The sequence below is a fragment of the Terrabacter koreensis genome, assembly GCF_054783315.1.
This window is the reverse complement of the sequence record NZ_BAAGQU010000004.1, coordinates 1680216-1700081: the sequence shown is the minus strand read 5'-3', so window position 1 is coordinate 1700081 and position 19866 is coordinate 1680216. Positions and strand designations below refer to the sequence as shown.

The 19866-nt window shown below is 73.1% G+C and carries 21 protein-coding genes and 1 riboswitch; of the genes, 15 read left to right on the top strand and 6 right to left on the bottom strand.

All coding sequences use genetic code 11. The features are described 5' to 3' along the window. Positions 1–91: 91 nt before the first annotated feature. Entirely contained in the window at positions 92–1258 is a 1167-nt protein-coding gene (locus ACYVNR_RS10660; protein WP_458800369.1) for a glycerate kinase family protein, read from the bottom strand. 124 nt (positions 1259–1382) lie between these two features. Between ACYVNR_RS10660 and nadA the strand changes: the two genes are divergently transcribed. Both nadA and ACYVNR_RS10650 read left to right on the top strand, forming a co-directional pair. After that, a complete protein-coding gene (nadA, locus tag ACYVNR_RS10655; protein ID WP_461048043.1) occupies positions 1383–2585 on the top strand; it encodes a quinolinate synthase NadA in 1203 nt (400 codons plus the stop codon). A 3-nt stretch (positions 2586–2588) separates the two neighbouring features. Beyond that, a complete protein-coding gene (locus ACYVNR_RS10650; protein WP_461048041.1) occupies positions 2589–3413 on the top strand; it encodes a metallophosphoesterase family protein in 825 nt (274 codons plus the stop codon). Between the two features lie 33 nt (positions 3414–3446). Here ACYVNR_RS10650 and ACYVNR_RS10645 read toward each other — a convergent pair whose 3' ends face one another. Further along, positions 3447–4814, bottom strand: a complete 1368-nt coding sequence (locus ACYVNR_RS10645; protein ID WP_461048039.1) for a M20/M25/M40 family metallo-hydrolase — start codon at positions 4812–4814, stop codon at positions 3447–3449. 60 nt (positions 4815–4874) lie between these two features. On the opposite strand from ACYVNR_RS10645, the gene ACYVNR_RS10640 reads away from it, so the two are divergent. The 3 genes from ACYVNR_RS10640 (at position 4875) to ACYVNR_RS10630 (ending at position 7487) form a co-directional block, all read left to right on the top strand. Beyond that, a complete protein-coding gene (locus ACYVNR_RS10640; protein WP_461048037.1) occupies positions 4875–5684 on the top strand; it encodes a methyltransferase domain-containing protein in 810 nt (269 codons plus the stop codon). A gap of 31 nt (positions 5685–5715) precedes the next feature. Further along, positions 5716–6294, top strand: coding sequence for a protein-L-isoaspartate O-methyltransferase family protein (locus ACYVNR_RS10635; RefSeq protein WP_458800361.1), 579 nt, complete (start codon positions 5716–5718; stop codon positions 6292–6294). A gap of 191 nt (positions 6295–6485) precedes the next feature. Next, positions 6486–7487, top strand: coding sequence for an ABC transporter ATP-binding protein (locus ACYVNR_RS10630; protein ID WP_461048036.1), 1002 nt, complete (start codon positions 6486–6488; stop codon positions 7485–7487). Between the two features lie 157 nt (positions 7488–7644). On the opposite strand, the gene ACYVNR_RS10625 is transcribed toward ACYVNR_RS10630, so the two are convergent. Then, positions 7645–7824 carry a hypothetical protein gene (locus tag ACYVNR_RS10625; protein ID WP_461048035.1) on the bottom strand — a complete coding sequence of 60 codons (180 nt, stop codon included), beginning with the start codon at positions 7822–7824 and terminating at the stop codon, positions 7645–7647. 9 nt (positions 7825–7833) lie between these two features. Between ACYVNR_RS10625 and ACYVNR_RS10620 the strand changes: the two genes are divergently transcribed. The 4 genes from ACYVNR_RS10620 to ACYVNR_RS10605 all read left to right on the top strand — a co-directional run bounded on the left by ACYVNR_RS10620 (position 7834) and on the right by ACYVNR_RS10605 (position 11089). Beyond that, a complete protein-coding gene (locus ACYVNR_RS10620) occupies positions 7834–8301 on the top strand; it encodes a hypothetical protein (protein WP_461048034.1) in 468 nt (155 codons plus the stop codon). Positions 8302–8322: 21 nt separating this feature from the next. Then, positions 8323–9765, top strand: coding sequence for an ABC transporter permease subunit (locus tag ACYVNR_RS10615; RefSeq protein WP_461048033.1), 1443 nt, complete (start codon positions 8323–8325; stop codon positions 9763–9765). A 59-nt stretch (positions 9766–9824) separates the two neighbouring features. After that, positions 9825–10439: a plastocyanin/azurin family copper-binding protein gene (locus ACYVNR_RS10610; protein WP_461048032.1), complete on the top strand. Its 615-nt coding sequence runs from the start codon at positions 9825–9827 to the stop codon at positions 10437–10439. A gap of 71 nt (positions 10440–10510) precedes the next feature. Then, on the top strand, positions 10511–11089 hold the full coding sequence (locus ACYVNR_RS10605; protein WP_045192560.1) for a DUF3043 domain-containing protein: 579 nt from the start codon (positions 10511–10513) through the stop codon (positions 11087–11089). A 61-nt stretch (positions 11090–11150) separates the two neighbouring features. Here ACYVNR_RS10605 and ACYVNR_RS10600 read toward each other — a convergent pair whose 3' ends face one another. Further along, positions 11151–12506, bottom strand: coding sequence for a serine hydrolase domain-containing protein (locus tag ACYVNR_RS10600; protein ID WP_052677459.1), 1356 nt, complete (start codon positions 12504–12506; stop codon positions 11151–11153). Then, positions 12503–12718: a hypothetical protein gene (locus tag ACYVNR_RS10595; RefSeq protein WP_045192561.1), complete on the bottom strand. Its 216-nt coding sequence runs from the start codon at positions 12716–12718 to the stop codon at positions 12503–12505. Before ACYVNR_RS10595 ends, ACYVNR_RS10600 begins: the two co-directional genes overlap by 4 nt. Positions 12719–12769: 51 nt before the next feature. Further along, positions 12770–12874: riboswitch (cobalamin riboswitch) on the top strand. Positions 12875–12993: 119 nt separating this feature from the next. Between ACYVNR_RS10595 and ACYVNR_RS10590 the strand changes: the two genes are divergently transcribed. The 6 genes from ACYVNR_RS10590 to ACYVNR_RS10565 are packed head-to-tail and all read left to right on the top strand — an operon-like array spanning position 12994 to position 18679. After that, the gene (locus ACYVNR_RS10590) at positions 12994–13731 is read left to right on the top strand and encodes an SCO2322 family protein (protein WP_461048031.1); all 738 of its coding nucleotides are present in this window, start codon (positions 12994–12996) and stop codon (positions 13729–13731) included. Between the two features lie 21 nt (positions 13732–13752). After that, the gene (locus tag ACYVNR_RS10585) at positions 13753–14832 is read left to right on the top strand and encodes an energy-coupling factor transporter transmembrane component T (protein WP_458800347.1); all 1080 of its coding nucleotides are present in this window, start codon (positions 13753–13755) and stop codon (positions 14830–14832) included. Continuing rightward, positions 14829–16451 (top strand): ABC transporter ATP-binding protein, encoded by a 1623-nt coding sequence (locus tag ACYVNR_RS10580; protein ID WP_461048029.1) that lies wholly within the window; start codon positions 14829–14831, stop codon positions 16449–16451. Before ACYVNR_RS10585 ends, ACYVNR_RS10580 begins: the two co-directional genes overlap by 4 nt. Beyond that, positions 16448–17287, top strand: a complete 840-nt coding sequence (locus ACYVNR_RS10575; protein ID WP_461048028.1) for an ECF transporter S component — start codon at positions 16448–16450, stop codon at positions 17285–17287. Before ACYVNR_RS10580 ends, ACYVNR_RS10575 begins: the two co-directional genes overlap by 4 nt. After that, a complete protein-coding gene (locus tag ACYVNR_RS10570; protein ID WP_045192567.1) occupies positions 17284–17886 on the top strand; it encodes a bifunctional adenosylcobinamide kinase/adenosylcobinamide-phosphate guanylyltransferase in 603 nt (200 codons plus the stop codon). Before ACYVNR_RS10575 ends, ACYVNR_RS10570 begins: the two co-directional genes overlap by 4 nt. Then, a complete protein-coding gene (locus ACYVNR_RS10565) occupies positions 17879–18679 on the top strand; it encodes an adenosylcobinamide-GDP ribazoletransferase (RefSeq protein WP_045192568.1) in 801 nt (266 codons plus the stop codon). The genes ACYVNR_RS10570 and ACYVNR_RS10565 overlap by 8 nt, the downstream gene beginning before the upstream one ends. Before the next feature lie 55 nt (positions 18680–18734). On the opposite strand, the gene gcvT is transcribed toward ACYVNR_RS10565, so the two are convergent. Then, on the bottom strand, positions 18735–19853 hold the full coding sequence (gcvT, locus tag ACYVNR_RS10560) for a glycine cleavage system aminomethyltransferase GcvT (protein ID WP_461048027.1): 1119 nt from the start codon (positions 19851–19853) through the stop codon (positions 18735–18737). Between the last annotated feature and the right edge of the window lie 13 nt (positions 19854–19866).

Genomic DNA, 19866 nt, shown 5'->3' with positions numbered 1-19866 from the left:
TGTTCCCGACTCCCACAGGATACGTCGGGGCGCCGACGATCCGTGCATCGTGGCTCGCGTTGCGGCCCGGACGGCTCAGCACGTGGACGGGTCAGGACGTGGACGGCGACCACGTGCGCGCCACGCGCGCGGCCCGGGCGGCGAGGCGCTCGGCGGGGTCGGCGAGCGCCGCCGCGACCTGGTCGGGGCGCTCCGCCACCGCGTAGACGCCGGAGAGCCCGGCGGACATGGCCTCACGGCGACCCACGAGCGACTGGCCCGGCACCGCGACGACCGGGACGCCGACCCGTGCCGCCGCCTCGGCCACCCCCACCACGACCTTCCCGCGCAGCGACTGCCAGTCGAAGCTGCCCTCGCCCGTCACGACGAGGTCGGCACCGGCCACGAGGTCGGCGAAGCCCACGGCGTCGAGCACCGCCTCCACCCCGGAGACCCGGCGGCCGCCGAGCAGGTGGAGGGCGTAGCCGAGACCGCCCGCGGCGCCGGCGCCGGGCTCGCGCTCCGGCTTGAGCAGGGTGCCGGTCAGCAGGTCCCTGGCCGGCGGGCGCACGCGTGCGACCACGCTGGCGAAGTGGCCCAGCGCGTTCTCGAGGCGCTGCGCCTCCTCCTCGGTCGCGCCCTTCTGCGGGCCGAAGACGGCGCTCGCCCCCTTGAGACCGAGCAGGGGTGAGTCGACGTCGCTGGCGATGACGAGGTCGACGCCACGCAGGCGCGCGCGCGCCGCCTCGAGCCCGGCGACGTCGTCGGGGGTCGTCGCCTCCAGTGCCAGGCCACCGCGGCCGAGCCGTTCCGCCGGGCCGGTGCCGAGGGCCGCCAGCAGGCCGGCTCCCGCGTCGTTGGTGCCGGACCCGCCGAGGCCGACGACGATGCGGCGAGCCCCGGCGTCGAGCGCGGCGAGGACGAGGGTGCCGACGCCCAGCGTCGACGTGCGCGTGGGGTCGCGCTCGTCGGGTGCGAGCAGGTGCAGTCCCGCCGCCTGGGCGGACTCGACGTAGGCGGTGCGACCGCCCGCGCCGGTGGTCATGAGGATCGTCGCCGGCACCTCGCGCCCGAGGGGGTCGGTCGTGACGACGGCGTGAACCTCGCCGTCGAGGCTCTCGGCGAGGACGTCGACGAAGCCGGGACCGCCGTCCGAGAGGGGCACCAGCGTGAGCCGGTCGCTCGGCGCGGTGCGGGCCCAGCCCTCCGCCAGCGCCGCCGCGGCCTGGAGGGCGGTCAGGGTGCCGGTGTAGCAGTCCGGGGCGATGATCACGTGCACGAGCGGCATCCTCCCACCCCCCAACTCCCGATGCCCGGGGCTCGGGGGGGCGTATGCCGCCGGGCCGGGCCGGACGGCCCGGGCGGTGACGTCGGCTGTCCGGCGGGCGGCATACGATCTGGGCATGACGACGGCACCGGCCCCGCTCCCCCTCCTCGTGCTCGGGCAGGGCACCGACCTGCACACCGAGCGTGGGGTCGAGTGCCCCGGTGACCTCCCGGCCCCGTCCGACCCCGACCTGGTCGCCCGCGCCCGCGCCGCGAAGGCCGCGCTCGGCGACTCGGTCTTCGTGCTGGGGCACCACTACCAGCGCGACGAGGTCATCGAGTTCGCCGACGTCACCGGCGACTCCTTCAAGCTCGCGCGCGACGCCGCGGCACGGCCCGACGCCCCCTACATCGTCTTCTGCGGCGTGCACTTCATGGCCGAGTCCGCCGACATCCTGACGAGCGACGAGCAGACCGTCATCCTCCCCGACCTCGCTGCGGGCTGCTCGATGGCCGACATGGCCGCCATCGCCCAGGTCGAGGACTGCTGGGAGCAGCTGGCCGCGGCCGGCGTCGCCGAGCAGACGATCCCCGTCACCTACATGAACTCCTCGGCCGCCATCAAGGCGTTCACCGGGCGCCACGGCGGCACGATCTGCACCAGCTCCAACGCTCGCACCGCTCTTGACTGGGCCTTCGACCAGGTCGGTGGCGTCGGGCTGGACGGCACTGGCAGCGGCAAGGTGCTCTTCCTGCCCGACCAGCACCTGGGCCGCAACACCGCAGTGCGCGAGCTCGGCCTCTCGCTCGACGACTGCGTCGTCTGGGACCCGCACCGCCCGAACGGCGGCCTCACGCGCGAGCAGCTCGAGAACGCGCGGATGATCCTGTGGCGCGGGCACTGCTCGGTGCACGGCCGGTTCTCCGTCGAGGCCGTCGAGACGGCGCGCCGCGAGATCCCCGACGTCAAGGTGATCGTCCACCCCGAGTGCCGCTACGAGGTCGTCGAGCTCGCCGACGAGGTGGGCTCGACCGAGAAGATCATCCAGACGATCGCGGCCGCGCCCGACGGCACGTCATGGGTGGTCGGCACCGAGCTCAACCTCGTGCGGCGCCTTGCCACTCAGTTCCCCAACCAGCGGATCGCCTTCCTGGAGAAGAACGTCTGCTACTGCTCGACGATGAACCGCATCGACCTGCCACACCTCGTCTGGGCGCTCGAGTCGCTCGTCGAGGGCCGAGTCGTCAACCCGATCCACGTCGACCCGACGGTCGCGGCCGAGGCGCGCGCCGCGCTCGACCGGATGCTCGCCCTGCCCGGCAAGACCCACAAGGACTGAGCCGTGGCCCTGGTCCTCGACCGCATCGCCGTCATCTCCGACGTCCACGGCAACGTCACGGCCCTCGAGGCCGTCCTCGCCGACATCGAGGCGCGCGGCATCACGCGCATCCTCAACCTCGGCGACGTCGTCGGCAAGGGTCCCCGCGGCGCCGAGGCCATCAAACGCACCCGCGACACCTGCGAGGTCACGGTCCGGGGCAACTGGGACTCCCTCATCGGCGACTGGGAGGGCTTCGTCGGGCGCGGCGACGTGCCACGCTTCGAGGCCGGCCAGTGGACCCGTGACGAGCTCACCGACGAGGACGCGGCGTGGCTCGTGTCGCTGCCCAACGCGTACGACCTCGTCATGAGCGGCAAACGGATCCGGCTCTTCCACGCCTCGCAGACGAGCGAGTTCGTGCGCGTGCGCTGGGAGCACACCATGGACGAGTTCCGCGGGATGTTCACCAACACCGACTTCACCGGTCCCTGGGCACCGGCCCTCCCCGGTCACCCGTCGGACGCGTGGCCGGAGGGCACGACCCCCGACGTCGTCGGCTACGGCGACATCCACGGCGCCTACCTCGAGGCCGACGAGGGCCTCCTGCTCTTCAACGCCGGTGCCGTCGGCAACCACCTCGACGGGCCCACCGCGCCCTACTGCATCCTCGAGGGCGTCACGGACTCCCTTGTGCCGCAGAGCTTCTCGATCAACTTCGTGCGGGTCCCCTACGACATCGAGGCCGAGGTCGCCGCGGCCCGCGACCTCGGCATGCCCGATGTCGACGCGTACGCCCTCGAGCTGCGCGAGCAGCGCTACCGCGGCGCCGGCAAGCCCACCTCCTGACGAGAGGGCAGGCCTGCCGGCACACCGCGTGACTCAGGCGCGCGGCAGCGCGCCCAGGCGGGCCAGGAAGACCGCCTCGGCGACGCAGACCTTCTCGAACTCGCCCAGGTGCAGGGACTCGTTGGCACCGTGCGCGCGCGTGTCGGGGTCCTCGACGCCGGTGACGATGATCGCGGCGTCGGGGAAGCGTGCGGAGAAGTCCGAGATGAACGGGATCGACCCGCCGACACCCATGTCGACCGGCTCTGTGCCCCACGCGTCGGCGAAGGACGACCGCGCCTGGTCGTAGACGGGCCCGTCGGCGTCGGCGGCGAACCCGGAGCCGTGCTCCTCGAGCTCGATGGTGACCCGGGCACCCCACGGGGCGTTGGACTCGAGGTGCTCACGCACCCGCTCGAAGGCAGCCATGGGGTCCTGCGTGGGAGCCAGTCGCACCGAGATCTTGGCAGCGGCCTTGGCCGACAGGGTGTTCGAGGCCTTGTCGATGCTGGTGGCGTCGATGCCGATAGTCGTGATGGACGGCTTGTTCCAGAGGCGCGAGAGGATCGAGCCGGAGCCGATGAGCGAGACGCCGTCGAGCAGCCCCGACTCGTCGCGGAAACGCTTCTCGTCGTAGGGGATGTCGGCAGCCTCGCCGGCGTCGAGACCGGCGACTGCGACGTTGCCGTCGTCGTCGTGCAGGGAGGCGAGCAGCCGGACGAGCGCCGTGACGGCGTCGGGCGCGGCGCCGCCGAACATGCCCGAGTGGACCGAGTGGTCGAGGGTCTGCACCCGCACCACGACGCGGATGCCGCCGCGCAGCGTCGTCGTGAGCGCCGGGGTGCCGATGTCCCAGTTGCCGGAGTCGGCGATGACGATCGCGTCGGCAGCGAGGCGGTCGCCGTGCCTCTCGAGGATCGTGCCGAGGGAGGGGGAACCGGACTCCTCCTCCCCCTCGACGAAGACCGTCACCCCGACGGGCAGGTTGCCGGCGTGCGCCCGCAGCGCGGCGATGTGCGCCATCACGCCGGCCTTGTCGTCGGCTGCGCCTCGGCCGTAGAGCCTGCCGTCGCGCTCCTCGGGCTCGAACGGCGCGCTGTCCCAGTCGGCCTCGTCCCCAGAGGGCTGGACGTCGTGGTGCGCGTAGAGCGTGACGGTCGGGGCACCCTCGGGGCCGGCGATGTGCCCGATGACGGCCGGGCGACCGCCCTCGACGACGACCTCGACGTCGAGCCCTTCGCGGCGAAGCAGCTCGGCGACGGCGTCGGCGCTGCGCGCCACCTGGCTCTGGTCGAACGAGGACGCCGAGACGCTCGGGATGCGCACGAGCTGCTCGAGGTCGGCGCGGACCTGGGGCATGAGGTCTGCGACTCGGTCGCGCAGCTGCTGGATCTGGTCGGGGGTGAGTACGTCGGTGGTCACGAGCCCGACCCTACCGAGCCGGGTCCGTGCGGCGTCGGCCGTGGTGTGTACCTTCGCCCGATGGCAGACAACACGTTCGTGGCCGGTCAGCGCCCCTGGCTCCAACGGCTGGGCAACCTGCGCAACGTCGTCCGTCAGGAGCTGGTCACCCGGCAGCTCTCGGCCCACCTTCCCCGAGGGCCTCTCCGGGTGCTCGACGTCGGTGCCGGTCAGGGCACCCAGGCGCTGCACCTCGCGCGCCTCGGGCACGCGGTGACGGCCGTCGAGCCCGACGGCCGCATGCGGGCCGCGTTCGAGCAGGCGGCGGCCGGCCTCACCGCCGCCCAGCGGGACCACGTGACTCTCCTCGCCACCGACCTGGCCGGCCTCGCGAGCGTGACTCAGCCGACGGCGTACGACGTCGTCATGTGCCACGGCGTGCTCATGTACCTCCCCGAGAGCCGGTCGGCCATAGCCGCCCTCGCGCGCCGGGTCGCCCCCGGCGGCATCGTCTCGGTCGTGACCCGCAACGGCGACGCGATGGCCTGGCGGCCAGCCGCCCGCCACGACTGGCCCGCAGCGCTCGCCGCGCTCGACGAGACCCGCCGGGCCTCCGTGGAGGGACGAAGTGCCCGCTACCGCAACGAGATCGGCGTCGACGCCCGCGCCGACACGAGGGACTCCCTCACGGCCGACTGCGAGGCAGCAGGGCTCGAGGTCGTCGACTGGTACGGCATCCGGGTGGCCAGCGACGACGTCCCGGTCGACGAGCCCGCGCCCGAGGGGACCGACCTCGCCGCGCTCCTCGACGTCGAGGAGCGGCTCGGCTCGACCGACCCCTACCGCGCCCTCGGCACGCTCGTGCACGTCGTCGCCCGCCGGAGGGGGTGACGGTCTCGCCGGGTCGTGCTTGGCTCGGATCATGGACGCCGTCGACCGAGCCTTCGAGGCGGTGCCGCGCTCGGGCTTCCTCCCCCGACTGGCACGGTCGAGGGCGGCCCATGACGGCCCGATCCTCATCGGTCACGGCCAGACCAACTCGCAGCCGCGCACCGTCGCCGACATGCTCCGCCTCCTCGACGTCGAGCCGGGCCAGCGTGTCCTCGACGTCGGGTCCGGCTCCGGCTGGACGACGGCGCTGCTCGCCCACCTGACCGGGCCCGAGGGGTCCGTCGTCGGCGTGGAGCTGGAGCCGGACCTCGCCCGCTGGGGAGCAGCCAACGTCAGTGCCCTGCGTATGCCGTGGGCGAGCGTCCGCGAGGCCCTCCCGGACGTCCTCGGCGACCCCGAGCACGGACCCTGGGACCGCATCCTCGTGTCCGCCGAGGCCGATGAGCTGCCGCAGTCCCTCGTCGACCAGCTCGCCGACCCGGGCCGACTCGTCATCCCCGTCGCGGGCACCATGCTGCTCGTCGTCCGCACCGGCGAGACCGTGACGACGAGCCGACACGGGCGCTACCGGTTCGTCCCCCTGAGGCAGTCGCGCCGGCGCCGAACCTGAGGATCCGGTCGTCCTCGGTCGATGTATCCCCAATGGCACATTCCGGGGGAACGTGACTCTCTCCCTTCGCGACTCAACGGGGCGACACCGGGAATACCCTGAGTCCTGAGGTGCCGACACCAGAGGCTGGTCGTATGAGTGCCTTCCGGCCTCAGCCTCGAGGTGCGGACCTCCAGATGGAGGTCGGCAGGATGAACCGCATTGCTGACGCGCGAGCCACCCGACCCGCGGAGATCCTCTCGGCCGAGGACCTGCGAAAGACCTACGGGGACAGGGTGGCGCTCAAGGGCCTCACCTTCACGCTCGACGCCGGGAGGGTGCTGGGCTTCCTCGGCCCCAACGGCGCGGGCAAGACCACCTCGATCCGCATCCTCACCACCATCCTCCGGCCCACCGCCGGCCGGTTCGTCGTCGACGGCATCAGCTCCGAGCATCCCGTCGCCATCCGACGCCGCATCGGCGTCCTACCGGAGGGGCTCGGCTTCCCCAAGCAGATGACGGCCCGCGGCTACCTCGTCTACTTCGCGCAGCTCTACGGTCGGCCTTCCGCCGAGGCCCGACGGGTCGCGTCCGAGCTGCTCGAGGACGTCGGGCTGCAGAACCGGAAGGACTCGGACATCGGCTCCTTCAGCCACGGCATGCGCCAGCGGCTCGGCATCGCCCGGGCGCTCGTCAACGACCCCGCCGTGGTGTTCCTCGACGAGCCGACCCTCGGGCTCGACCCTCGCGGGCAGCGCGAGCTGCTGCAGCTCGTGCAGCGCATCGCCCGGGAGCGCAACAAGGGTGTCGTGCTGTGCAGCCACCTCCTGTCGGAGATCGAGGGTGTCTGCGACGACGTGGTCATCATGAACGCCGGGACCGTCGTCGCCAGGGGCACAGTCGCCGACGTCGTCGGGCAGGCGCACCCCGAGCTCGAGCACCTCGTGCGGGTGCGGGTGCCTCCCGACTCGGTCACCCGGGCCCGGGCCCTGCTGGAGGTGCTGCCCGGCGTCGAGGACGTTGCCCCCGCGACGGGTTCGCCGGGCTGGCTCGACGTCAGGCTGCGCGCCGACGGGGCGGGTCCGCCGGCCGGGACCAGGAACGACGTGCTCGAGACGCTCATCCGTGCCGGCGAGCCCGTCCTCGGGTTCGACAGCGGCGGCGGGCGGCTGGAGGACGTCTTCCTGCGGCTGACCGCCGAGGCCATCCGATGAGCGACCACGCCCGCACCCGCGGCACGAGCACAGCGGCGGTCGGTCGGTCGGCTCCCCCGTGGTGGCTGATCTGCAGGCAGGAGCTCGTCGAGATGTGGGCAGGAGGGCGCGTCCTCAGGTTCCTCACCCTCTACACGGTCCTCATGTCGGTGACGGCCTACCTGCTGGCGACGAACAACGACCTCAAGCTCGTGACGATGAAGGCCTCGGTCGTCGTCGCGGTCACCTCCACCATCACCTTCGGGCTGTTCATCGGCCTGGTCATCGGTGCCGAGAGCATCAGCGGGGAGCGGGAGCGCGCCACGCTCGAGCCCTGCTCCTCACGCCGTCCGGTCACCGGCAGATCGTGCTCGGGAAGTTCCTCGCCGCGCTCTCGCCCTGGCCGGCCGCCTTCGCCCTGTCCGTGCCGTACGTCGTCACGCTGTCGCACGGCGACCCCGTGGCGTGGACCGCCCTCTTCTGGAGCGCGGTGCTCGGGACCCTGCTGGCCGTCGCGTTCGTGGCGCTCGGGCTGCTGGTCAGCATCTGGTCCGACTCGAGCCGCGTCAGCCTCTTCGTGTGCCTGCTCGTCTACGCCGGGACGCTGATCCCCGCGCAGCTGCCAACCGAGTTCCTCGGCACCACAGGCGGGGTCGTGGTCTCGGCCCTCGACCCCGTGGAGTCCGCAAGCCTGCTGCTGACCAAGGTCGTCGACGAGGGCAGGTCGCTCGCCGAGGCATGGGTCTACGTGGTCGCCCCCACCGTGATGACGGTCGTCATCACGGTGGCGCTCTTCCTCCACTTCGCGCCGCGCGTTCGCCTTGCGGCGGAGTAACCAGTCCCGAGAGGCAGTGTCATGAGCGTCGCAGTCAAACAGGGCAGCGGACGGGTCGTGGTGGCGCAGCGCCGGGGCTCACTCCCCGTCTGGTGGCTCGTGCTGAGGCGCGAGTTCGTCGAACTGTGGACCGGCGGCCGCGTGCTGGTACTGCTCATCCTCTTCAGCCTCGTGATGTCGGTGACGTCGGTGCTGCGCGAGCTCGAGAGCGATCTGAGCCTGATCCCCCCGGTCGAGATGGCCTTCCTGACGATCCTCAGCGGCATCTCCTTCGGTCTCTTCGTCGGGATGGTCATCGGCGCCGACGGGGTCAGCGGTGAGCGCGAGCGCGCGACGCTGGAGCCGCTGCTGCTGACGCCTGCCGAGCCGCGGCAGATCATCCTGGGCAAGTTCCTCGCGGCCATGTCGCCGTGGCCCGTGACGTTCCTGCTGACGGTCCCCTACGTCGTGGTGCTCGCCCACGGCGACGAGAGCGTGCCGGAGGGCCTGCTGCTGGGCGCCCTCCTCGGCGGCCTGCTCGCCATCGCCTTCACCGGCTTCGGCATGCTGCTGAGCATCTGGGCGAGGTCCAACCGGGCGAGCCTGTTCGCGAGCCTCGTCGTCTACCTCGTCTTCCTCATCCCGACCCAGTGGCCCGGCAGCGCCCAGAAGGGCGACCTCGGTTACCTCATCCAGCAGTTCAACCCGCTGCAGGCCTCGAGCGAGTTCCTCGAGAAGGTGCTCGTCAACAACCGGACCGTCGCCGAGAAGATGCCCTACCTCCTGGCCGCGGTCTTCGCCGCCCTCGGGGTGCTGGCGGTGCTCTTCCTGTATGCCGCGCCGCGCGTCCGCCTGGACCGCGACGCCTCACGTCCCGGGCGCCCGAGGGCTGGGCACCTGTCGGGCGCCCTCGTCGTCGCGCTCGTCGGCGGCGTCACCCTCGCCCTCGTGGCCGGGCCGGCCCCCCGCGCGGCGGCGGCACCCGGAGCCGGCGGCCAGGGCCTGCAGATCTCGGTCGACCTGCAGTACAAGACGGTCAACGCGGGCGACGAGATCGAGTTCGACACCGTCGTGACCAACGCGGGGTCGACCGACACGGCTCCGCTCAACGTGGCGATGAACATCGTCAAGACGGGCAAGGGCGACCCGGTCGACCCGGAGGACTGGTCGCCCGAGCGCACCCAGCAGGTCGACGCCCTGGCACCGGGCGAGTCCAGCGACCAGACGTGGACGGTCGAGGCGATCCTCGAGGGCGACTACCTCGTCTACCTCACCGTCCTGCCCCAACCGAGCGGCCCGAACGCGACCTCCCAGCCCGTGTCGAGCCCCGGCATCCACCTCACGGTCAAGCCCTTCGCGACGACCAACCCGGGCGGCGTGCTGTCCGTCGCCATCGGAACGCCGGTCGCCCTGATGCTCATCACCGCCGTGCCGATGCTCCGTCGCCGACGGGCGCGGGGCCAGGCGTCCCCCGACGAGCCCTGACCGGCGTTCCGGGCACGCACCCGGCCCGCACCGCTCCTGCCAACGAGAGGAAGCGCACGATGACCACTGCAACCCGTCCGAGCCTCGTGCGGCGTCGTCGTCACCTGCTGGTGGCTGTGACCGGTTTCGCAGCCTGCAGCCTCCTCGTGGCCGCCTGCAGCGGCGGTGCGGAACCGACGGCGGCGCCCCCGGCGGATGCTTCGTCCGTCGCCTCCTCGACGTCGACGGGCCCCGACCCGGACGAGGTCGGCACCGCGACGCAGGACCCGGGCGCCACGCAGCCGGTCGCCCCGGGAACGGTCAGGGTCGAGGTCGGCTCGGCGCACGGGTCGACCGACTACCACTACGACAAGGTGCGGCTCGAGGAGCCGTCCGGCGTGAAGATCCGCCTGAAGTTCGTCAACCACACGGACGCCAAGGACGAGATCGGCCACAACTGGGTGCTGGTCAGGCCCGGCCAGGAGAACGAGGTCGTCGCGAGCGGCAAGGCAGCCGGGGACGACAAGGACTGGCTCGACGTCGACGACCCGGCGATCCTCGCCCACACCCGCCTCATCGAGGGCGGCCAGAGCAACACGGTCACCTTCCGGGCCCCGCCGGGCACGTACACCTACCTGTGCACCTTCCCCGAGCACTACGCGGGCGGCGAGAAGGGCACCCTCGTCATCAAGTAGCCGACGCACCCGGCCCGTCGCTCCCCGGGCGCGATGCGGGGCTACGCGCCGGTTCGGCTTAGAGTGGCCCCGTGTTCGGACGCAAGAAGACCCTCAACGACGAGCTCGCCAGCACGGTCGAGACCGACCCGGCCCGCCCCGGCGCCAAGAACCGGCCGACGCCGAAGCGCCGTGACCAGGAGGCCCTCAACAAGCGTCCGCTGATCGTCACCGACCGCAAGGCCGCCAGCCAGCAGGACAAGGCCGCCCGCCGCGAGGCGATGGCCAAGCAGCGCGCCGGCATGCTCGTGGGCGACGAGAAGTACCTCCCCGCACGCGACAAGGGCCCCCGCCGCCGGTTCATCCGCGACTCGGTCGACTCCCGCTGGAACATCGGCGAGTTCATGCTTCCGATCATGCTCATCGTGCTGCTGCTCAGCTTCGTGCGCACCAACTGGGCGCTGCTGCTCGTCTTCGTGCTCGTCTACGGCCTCATACTCGTGGCCATCGTCGACGCGGTGCTGATGTGGCGCCGCACCCGCCGCAAGGTCGAGGACCGGTTCGGGCAGGCCGAGAAGGGCGATGCGTGGTACGCCATCATGCGCGCCTTCCAGATGCGGCGCACGCGCATGCCGAAGCCGCAGGTCGACCGCGGCAACCCGCCGGCCTGACCGACCCGGCCACCCCGGCTCCACCGGCGGGCGGCGGGCCGGACCGCCCTGCTCGAGACCGTCAGGCCTGCAGGTCGGCGAACGCCAACGGCGCCCGCGTGACGGCATACGTCGCGAAGTAGAGCTTCTCCGCCGTGCCGTCCACTGCACGGACGACCTCGAGCACCTCGCCGCGCTCACGGCCCTCGACCGCGCGGAACCGGTCAGGCCCCTCGGCGGCATACCTCGTCTCCGACAACGGGTCGTCGTCGCTGAGACGCGACCACAGCTGCCCGCCGCGCACGAAGAAGGTCAGCGGCGCCCCCTCGGACCACCACAGTCCGAGCAGCTCGGTGAGCTGGGGCTGCTCGGCCTCGGGGACCCAGGCGCCCTGCAGCGACGGCTCGGCGTCGACGACGGCCTCGACGAGGTCGGTCGCCAGGGCCAGCGTCAGCGCTCCGGACGTCGCGTTGGCGAAGACGATCGCTCCGACCCCCTCCTTGCGCCGCACCCGCAGCCCGGTGAGGAAGCCGGGCATGGCTCCCCCGTGGCCGACGAAGACCCGGTCGCCACGACGGCCCATCCCGAAGCCCAGCCCGTAGGCGCCCGACCAGCCGTCGACGTCGGTCATGATGAGCGGCCGGCACATCTCGTCGAGGGTCTCGGGGCGCACGACGCGGTCGTCGGGAGCCGCGACGTAGGCGGCGTAGCGGGCCATGTCGGCCACCGTGGACCAGAGGCCCCCGAGGGGCGCCGTGGCGTTGAGGGTGAAGCGCGGCTCCTCGCGGGCAGTGCCGGCATACGGGTCGACCTGGTAGCCGCGGGCGCGGTCGTCGGCCGGGTCGAGTCCCGTGCGGGTCATGCCCAGGGGGTCGAGCACCCGTTCACGCACGACCGGCTCCCAGCCCTGGCCGGTGACGCGCTCGACGACCTGGCCCAGCAGGCCGTAGGCGAGGTTGGAGTAGTGGAAGGCGTGATGGGCAGGCAGCACCTGCTCGGCCTGCTCGACGCCGGCGAGAAAGGCGTCCCGCTCAGGCGCCTCGAGGGTCTCCCAGATGTTGCCGACGGGCTCGCGCTGCAGGCCGGACGCGTGGGCGAGCATCTGTCGCAAGGGGACCCGCCCGTGCCGGCTACCGGGCACGTACGCGTCGAGCGTGTCGTCGAGCGACAGCCGGCCCTCGTCGCGCAACGACATGACGGCAAGCGCCGTGAACGTCTTCGTGACCGACCCGATCATGAACTGGGTGTCGTCGTCGGCGGGGATCGACGGGGCGCCGAGACGGGCCGACCCGACGTGCGTCGACCACACGAGGGCACCGTCGCGCACGACGCCCACGCTGACGCCGGGCGCCCGCCAGGAACGCTGGGCGGCGACGACGCGACCGAGCAGCTCGCGCTCGAGGCCGGTCGACAGCCGCTCCGTCGAGGTTGCGGTCACTCGGACGCCCGCAGGCTCATCGGTCCGTAGACGACGGCGCCGTTCTCGCGCAGCGTGACGGCCTCGACGCCGCGCTCGAGCAGCTCGCGCCACGACTCGCCGAGGTAGCTCTCGGCGTCGCTCTGGGTGGGGAACCCGGTGGTCGTGAGCCCCTCCCCCTCCATCGCCTCACCGTGGGCGTCGAGGAACAGCCAGGTCCAGTCAGCGCTCATGCGGCCACCCTAGACGGCGCCGTGTTTGACGCGCGGCAGGCCACCGTGCCACGGTTCGCCTAACCGAAGGACGATGGGGCAAGCCGGTGCGACTCCGGCGCTGACCCGCAACCGTGATGCCGCTCCCGCCGCGACCAGGCGAGGGGTGACCAGCCGGAAAACCCGCGTCCCACCGGCTCCTTTGTCAGTCTGTCGTGGAATGCGGACCGGAGTCACCCGCCGGGCCGGCAGCAGCCACCAGTCCCGACACGGTGTCCGACCCGCGAGGAGGAAACGTGTCCCGTGCCCGTCGTGCCCCCCTGAGGGTCGTGCTCGCCACCCTGGTGGCGGCCTGCCTCGCCGCCCTGACCGTCGCGCCCGCGCACGCTGCCGCGTTCCGGTACTGGGGCTTCTACCAGCTCACGAACGGCGCCTGGGCCTTCGCGCAGAAGGGCTCGGACCAGACGGTCCCCAAGGACGGCAGCGTCGACGGCTGGCGCTTCGCCGTCGCCGACGAGGCCTCGACGCGCTTCCCCCGCGCGGTGCTGACCTTCGACCAGGTCTGCGGCACCACCGCGGCCGAGGCCGGCAAGAAGCGGGTCGGCGTCGTCGTCGACTTCGGCCGTCCGGCCGACTCCGCCGACAACGCGACCCCGCCCGAGCCCAAGGCGGTCTGCGCCGTCGTCGCGACCGATGCGACCAGCACGGCCGTGCTGGCCGCGGCCGGCGAGGTGCGCACCGAGAAGGGCCTGGTGTGCGGCGTGGCCGGCTACCCGGCCAAGGAGTGCGGCGCCCCCGTCCAGAACGTCACACCCGAGGCCAAGGCGGCAGACCAGCCCGTGACGATCGCCGTCCCGGCCGCGACGCCTGCAGCGGCCCCGTCCGCGGGCGCGACGGACGTGGCGGGCACCCCGCTCACCGCGTCGGACTCGGGGAGCAACGTGGCGGCATACGTCATCGCCGTGCTCGTGCTGCTCGCGCTCGCCGCCTACCTCGTCGTCCGCTCGCGCTCACGCGCCCGTCGGGGCGCCTGAGACCCGGAGGCGGACCTCGTCATGGCGCAGGCACGCGCTCGGCTCCAGCACCCCGCAGCCTGGTGGCTGTGGGGGCTGGGCCTCGCCACGGCTGCGTCACGCACGACCAACCCGGCCGTGCTCCTGCTCGTCATCGGCGCCTGCGTGGTCGTCGTGGGCGAGCGGCGCGACCCGGCCACCCCGAACCCGCTCCCGGCCTTCCTCGTCATCGGTGCGGTCGTCGTCGCCTTCCGCCTCGTGATGACCGCCGTGCTCGGCAACGGCATCGCGGGCGACACGGTGGTGGTCACCCTGCCGCGCATCCCGCTGCCGGACTGGGCGGCCAACGTGCGGCTCGGTGGCGCGGTGACGCTCGAGGCGCTGCTGTATGCCGCCTACGACGCCCTGCGCCTCGCCGCGATCCTCGCGTGCCTGGGCGCCGCCAACGCGTTGGCGAGCCCGCGGCGGCTGCTGCGCTACCTGCCCGCAACGCTCTACGACGTCGGCACCGCCGTCGTCGTCGGGCTGACGTTCGCCCCTCAGCTGCTCACCGACGCGCGCGAGGTGCGCGCGGCCCGCACGCTGCGCGGTCGCGACGGTCGCGGGCTGCGTGAGACGGCCCGACTCACCGTGCCGGTGCTCGAGACCGCCTTCGAGCGGTCCCTAGGGCTCGCCGCGTCGATGGAGTCGCGCGGCTACGGCCGGGCCGTCCGCTCGTCGGACGGCAGCCGGCGGACCGCCACCGGGCTCGCGCTCGCCGGGCTCGTCGGGGTGCTCGCCGGGCTCTACGGCCTGCTCGACGCCTCCGCGGGCGGACTGCTGGGCCTGCCGGTGCTCCTGCTCGGCGCCGTGCTCGCCGGCGCCAGCCTGCTCGTCGGCGCCTCGCGCGACGGGCGCTCCGGGCACCGCCGCGAGCGCTGGGCGTGGACCGAGACCGTGACCGTGGCTGCGGGCGCGGTGCCGGCGGCGGTCCTCGTCGTGGCCTCGGTGCAGGGCTGGGACGGTGTCGTGCCGTCGCAGCGGGCCGAGCTGCCCGCCCTGCCCCTGCTGGCGGTCGTGGCCGTCCTCGTCGCCGCAGTCCCCGCCTGGGTGACACCGCACCCCCGGGAGGCCGCGCCGTGATCACGTTCGAGCACGTGTCCGTCCAGTACGCGGGTGCCCCGGCCCCGAGCCTGCACGACGTCACGGTGGAGATACCCGAGGGCGAGCTGGTGCTCGTCGTCGGACCGACCGGCAGCGGCAAGTCGACGCTGCTGCGCACCGTCAACGGGCTCGTCCCGCACTTCAGCGGCGGCACGCTCACCGGGCGTGTCACCGTCGACGGGCTCGACACCGCCGAGCACCGGCCGCGTGACCTCGCCACCGTCGTCGGCCTCGTCGAGCAGAACCCGACCTCGACGTTCGTCACCGACGTCGTCGAGGACGAGGTCGCGTACGGCATGGAGACGATGGGGCTCGACCCGACGACGATCCGCCGCCGCGTCGAGGAGACCCTCGACCTCTTCGGCCTCACGCCGTTGCGCGGCCGGTCGCTCCGGGCTCTCTCGGGCGGCCAGCAGCAGCGCGTGGCGATCGCGGCCCTCTTCGCCGCCGGCCCGCGGGTCCTCGTCCTCGACGAGCCCACGTCCGCGCTGGATCCCGTTGCAGCGGAAGAGGTTCTCGCCTCTCTGCACCGCATCGTCCACGACCTCGGCGTCACCGTCGTGCTGGCCGAGCACCGCCTCGAACGCGTGGTCCACCACGCCGACCGGGTGCTGCTCGTCGACGAGGGGCACGTGTCCGAGCTGCTGGACCCCGCCGACGCGATGCTCCGCTCGCAGATCTACCCGCCCGTCGTCGGCCTCTCGCGGCTCGTCGGATGGTCGCCGACCCCGCTGTCGATCCGCGACGCTCGTCGCAAGGCGTCCTCCCTGCGGGAGGCGCTGGGTGGCGCGACGCCGGCCACCACCGCAGACCGGCGCGTCATCGGGCCCGGTGCCTCGGTCGTGCTCGACGGGGTGCGGGTCGCACGCGGCGGACGCACGGTGCTCGACGGCGTCGACCTCACCGTCTCGCGCGGTTCGGTCACCACCCTCATGGGGCGCAACGGCGCCGGCAAGTCGACCCTGCTCGGGGCGGTCGCGGCCCAGCACCGACTCGCCGCAGGCCGGGTCCGGCTGGGAGCCGCAGCGACCGACCCTCACGCCACGCCGGCCCGCGACCGGGTGCGCACCGTCGGGCTCGTGCCCCAGCAGCCCGAGATGCTCCTCTACTCCGACACCGTCGCCGGCGAGTGCGCCGCGGCGGACGCCGACTTCAGCGCGGCGCCGGGCACCTGCCGTGCGCTCCTCGACCGCATCTCCGGCGGCATCGACGCCGACACGCACCCCCGCGACCTGTCGGAGGGGCAGCGCCTCGAGCTCGCCCTCGCGGTCATCCTGTCCGGGTCCCCCGAGGTGCTCCTGCTCGACGAACCGACGCGGGGACTCGACTACGGCGCCAAGAAGAGGCTCGGTGAGGTGCTCGCCGGGCTCGCCTCGACCGGCACGACGGTGCTGCTCGCGACCCACGACGTCGAGCTGGCGGCCGAGATCGCCGACCGCGTCGTCATCCTCGCCGACGGTGAGGTCGTCACCGACGGTCCCGCGCGCGAGGTGCTTTCGTCGTCGCCCGCCTTCGCCCCGCAGGTGACCAAGGTGCTGCTCCCCCAGACCTGGCTCACGGTCGCCGAGGTCGCCGGCGCGCTCGCGAGGATCGCATGACCACCCGCCGCGTCATCCCGCTGCGCTGGCCGGCCGTCGTGGCGGTCGCAGTGGTGGGCATCGTCGGGCTGGTCGCGTTCACGTGGCCCTTCTTCGTCACCGGCGACTTCGCGCGCGACCACGGCAACGACGCGCCGTGGCTGTTCGCGCTGCTGCTCGCCCTCCTCGCCGTCGTCTGCCTCGCCGAGGTGACGGCCGGACGCCTCGACGCGAAGACGATCGCCGTGCTCGGGGTGGCCGCAGCGGCCGGCGGCGCCCTGCGCCTGCTCAGCGCGGGCACGGCCGGGCTCGAGCCGATGTTCTTCGTCGTCATCGTCGCGGGCTGCGTGCTGGGCCCCGGTGTCGGCTTCGTCTCCGGGGCGCTGGCGGTCACGGTCGGCGCCCTGCTGACCGGGGGCGTCGGGCCCTGGCTGCCCTTCCAGATGATCTGCGCCGGCGGCATCGGTCTCGGCGCAGGGCTGCTGCCGGTCCGCGCGGGCGGGCGCTCCGAGCGCTGGGTCGTGGCGGCGTACGCCCTGGTGACCGGGCTCGCCTACGGCGTCTTCATGAACCTCTGGTTCTGGCCGTTCCTCGGCACCGGCGCGCCGACCGGGATGGGCTTCGTGCCCGGCGCCCCGCTCGCCGAGAACCTCGGGCACTACGCGCTCTTCTACCTGACCACCTCGCTCGGCTGGGACCTGCCACGCGGCGTGCTCAACGCGGGACTCGTGCTGCTCGCCGGACCGGCGCTGCTCCGCGTGTTCCGTCGAGGCGCGCGACGCGCCGCGTTCGGGGTCCCGGTGGTCTTCGACCCTGCGGACGACAAGCACCTGCAGGGCGCCGGGGGCGCGCGATGACGGTTCCGCCGAGCCGCCGTGCCCCGACCACGACCCTCGTCACGGGGCCGGTGCGCAGCGGCAAGAGCCGGCACGCCGAGGACCTCCTGTGGCAGTCCGAGGCGGTCACCTACGTCGCCACCGGTCGCCGGGCCACGCCCGACGACCCCGAGTGGAGCCGTCGGCTGGCCGACCACCGGACCCGCAGACCGGCCTCGTGGCGCACCCTCGAGACCACGGACGTCGCCACCACGGTCGACGCCGCCACGGGGCCCGTCCTCGTGGACTGCCTCGGCACGTGGCTCACGGCGCTCGTCGACGAGACCGGCTGGGACGACCTCGTGGCCGCGGCCGACGTCGTGCGCGCAGCCGGCGAGCGGCTCGTCGGCTCACTCTGCGCTGCAACGGTGCCCGTGGTCGTCGTCACGAACGAGGTCGGCTGGTCGCTCGTGCCGACCACGGCGTCCGGACGGTTCTTCCAGGACGAGCTCGGGCGCCTCAACGCCGGGGTCGCGGCGGTATCGGCGCACGTGCACCTCGTCGTGGCGGGTCGCGTGCTCGACCTGTCGGACGCGCCGGTCGTGCCGTCGCAGCCGCGCCCCCGGACGCTCGATGCGTGACGCCTGGCGGCTCGCGCTCGGCACCTTCACCGCGCTGCGCGTCGGGGCACCGCGCCGGGTCGACGGTCGGGTGCTGGGCGGCGCCATGCTGCTCGCGCCGCTCACCGCGGCGCCCGCCGCAGTCGTCTGGGCCGGCCTCGGGCTGCTGGCCGGAGCACCGGTGCTGCCTCCAGCCGTGGCAGCCGTCCTCGCCGTCGTGGTCACCGCCCTCCTGTCCCGCGCGCTCCACCTCGACGGGCTCGCCGACCTCGCCGACGGCCTGACGTCCGGCCACGACCCGGCGCGCTCACTCGAGGTGATGCGCCGCGGCGACACCGGCCCCGCCGGAGCGGCCGCGCTGGTGCTCACGCTCCTCGTCGACGCCGCCTGTCTGGCAACGCTCCTCGCCTCAGGCGTCGGCACGTCACTGGCCGTGACCGCCCTCGTGGCGAGCAGGCTCGCGTGCGCCGTCTGCGCGAGACGCGGCACACCGGCCGCACGTCCCGAAGGCCTGGGCCGGGGCGTCGCCGGCACCGTGTCACGACCGGCACTGGCCCTCGTGCTCGGCGCCACAGCGCTGGTGGCGGCGGGCGCCGGTCAGCTCGTCGGCAACGCGGCCGCGCCGTCGCCGTATGCCGTGGCGGCAGGTCACGTGGCCGTCGTGGCGACCGCCGTCGCGGCCGCCGCGGCCGTCCGCCGTCACGCGACGCGACGGCTCGGTGGCGTCACCGGTGACGTCATCGGCGCAGCGATCGAGATCTCGCTCGCCGCCGCACTGGTCGCAGCCTCGATCGCCGCCTCCACCCTCGCCTGAGCTCTCGAGCGAAGGGGCGCGATGGCGGCCACCCGGCATACGCCCTCGAGGGGACTCAGCCCTCGCGAACCTGCACCTGGACGAACGGCGGCTTGACGACCGTCGCCTCGAGCGCACGACCACGCACGTCGATCGAGACCGTGTCGCCGTCGGCGACGTCAGGACGCAGGAGCGCCAACGCGATTCCCTGCTTCAGGGTCGGTGAGAACGTGCCCGAGGTGACCTCGCCGACGCTCTCGCCGTCGCGCGACACCGCGCAGTGGGCGCGCGGGATGCCGCGGCCCGTCACGAGCAGCCCGCGCATGAGGCGCTTGGGGTCGGCCTTCTCGGCCTCGAGCGCGGCCTTGCCCCAGAAGGTGTCCTTCTTCCAGCCGACCGCCCAGCCCGCCCGGGCCTGCACCGGGGAGATGTGGAGCGAGAGGTCCTGCCCGTGCAGGGGATAGCCCATCTCGGTGCGCAGCGTGTCACGCGCGCCGAGGCCGCACGGCTTGCCCTCGAAGGGCTCGATCGCGCCGACGAGAGCGTCCCAGAGAGCGGGCGCGTCGTCCCAGCGCGGCACGAGCTCGTAGCCGCGCTCGCCGGTGTAGCCGGTGCGGCACACGATGACCGGATGGCCCTGCCAGTCCGCCTCGACGAACGACATGTAGTCGTGGCCCGTCGGCAGTCCGAGCGACTCGAGCACCTCGTCGCTCCTGGTGCCCTGGACCGCGATGACGCCGAAGTCGTGGTGCAGGTTGGTGACCGTGATGCCCTCGGGGGCCGCTGCCTGCAGGCGCCGCACCACCTCGGCGGTGTTGGCGGCGTTGGGGATGAGGAAGACGTCGTCGTCGGACTTGAGGTAGACGATCAGGTCGTCGACCACCCCGCCCGAATCGTCGCAGCACAACGTGTACTGGGCGGAGCCCGGCTGGATGCGGCGAACGTCGTTGGTGAGGCACGCGTTGACGAAGTCGGCCGCACCGGGTCCCACCACCGACGCCTTGCCGAGGTGGCTCACGTCGAAGATGCCGACACGCTCGCGCACCGCGGTGTGCTCGGCGACGACGCCGCCGCCCGGGTACTCGATCGGCATGTCCCAGCCGCCGAAGTCAGCCATCTTCGCGCCGAGGGCGACGTGCCGGTCGTGAAGCGGGGAGGTCAGCTGGGCGCGGGCGCCCGACGTCTGTGTCGTCATGGGCGCCAACCTA

Excerpts from the sequence above, each read along its gene's own strand:
- ACYVNR_RS10640 (WP_461048037.1), top strand. The coding sequence starts at position 4,875 with ATGGCAGACAACACGTTCGTGGCCGGTCAGCGCCCCTGGCTCCAACGG.
- ACYVNR_RS10570 (WP_045192567.1), top strand. The coding sequence starts at position 17,284 with ATGACGGTTCCGCCGAGCCGCCGTGCCCCGACCACGACCCTCGTCACG.
- ACYVNR_RS10575 (WP_461048028.1), top strand. The coding sequence starts at position 16,448 with ATGACCACCCGCCGCGTCATCCCGCTGCGCTGGCCGGCCGTCGTGGCG.
- ACYVNR_RS10585 (WP_458800347.1), top strand. The coding sequence starts at position 13,753 with ATGGCGCAGGCACGCGCTCGGCTCCAGCACCCCGCAGCCTGGTGGCTG.
- ACYVNR_RS10565 (WP_045192568.1), top strand. The coding sequence starts at position 17,879 with ATGCGTGACGCCTGGCGGCTCGCGCTCGGCACCTTCACCGCGCTGCGC.
- nadA (WP_461048043.1), top strand. The coding sequence starts at position 1,383 with ATGACGACGGCACCGGCCCCGCTCCCCCTCCTCGTGCTCGGGCAGGGC.
- ACYVNR_RS10595 (WP_045192561.1), bottom strand. The coding sequence starts at position 12,718 with ATGAGCGCTGACTGGACCTGGCTGTTCCTCGACGCCCACGGTGAGGCG.
- ACYVNR_RS10630 (WP_461048036.1), top strand. The coding sequence starts at position 6,486 with ATGAACCGCATTGCTGACGCGCGAGCCACCCGACCCGCGGAGATCCTC.
- ACYVNR_RS10610 (WP_461048032.1), top strand. The coding sequence starts at position 9,825 with ATGACCACTGCAACCCGTCCGAGCCTCGTGCGGCGTCGTCGTCACCTG.
- ACYVNR_RS10615 (WP_461048033.1), top strand. The coding sequence starts at position 8,323 with ATGAGCGTCGCAGTCAAACAGGGCAGCGGACGGGTCGTGGTGGCGCAG.
- gcvT (WP_461048027.1), bottom strand. The coding sequence starts at position 19,853 with ATGACGACACAGACGTCGGGCGCCCGCGCCCAGCTGACCTCCCCGCTT.
- ACYVNR_RS10635 (WP_458800361.1), top strand. The coding sequence starts at position 5,716 with ATGGACGCCGTCGACCGAGCCTTCGAGGCGGTGCCGCGCTCGGGCTTC.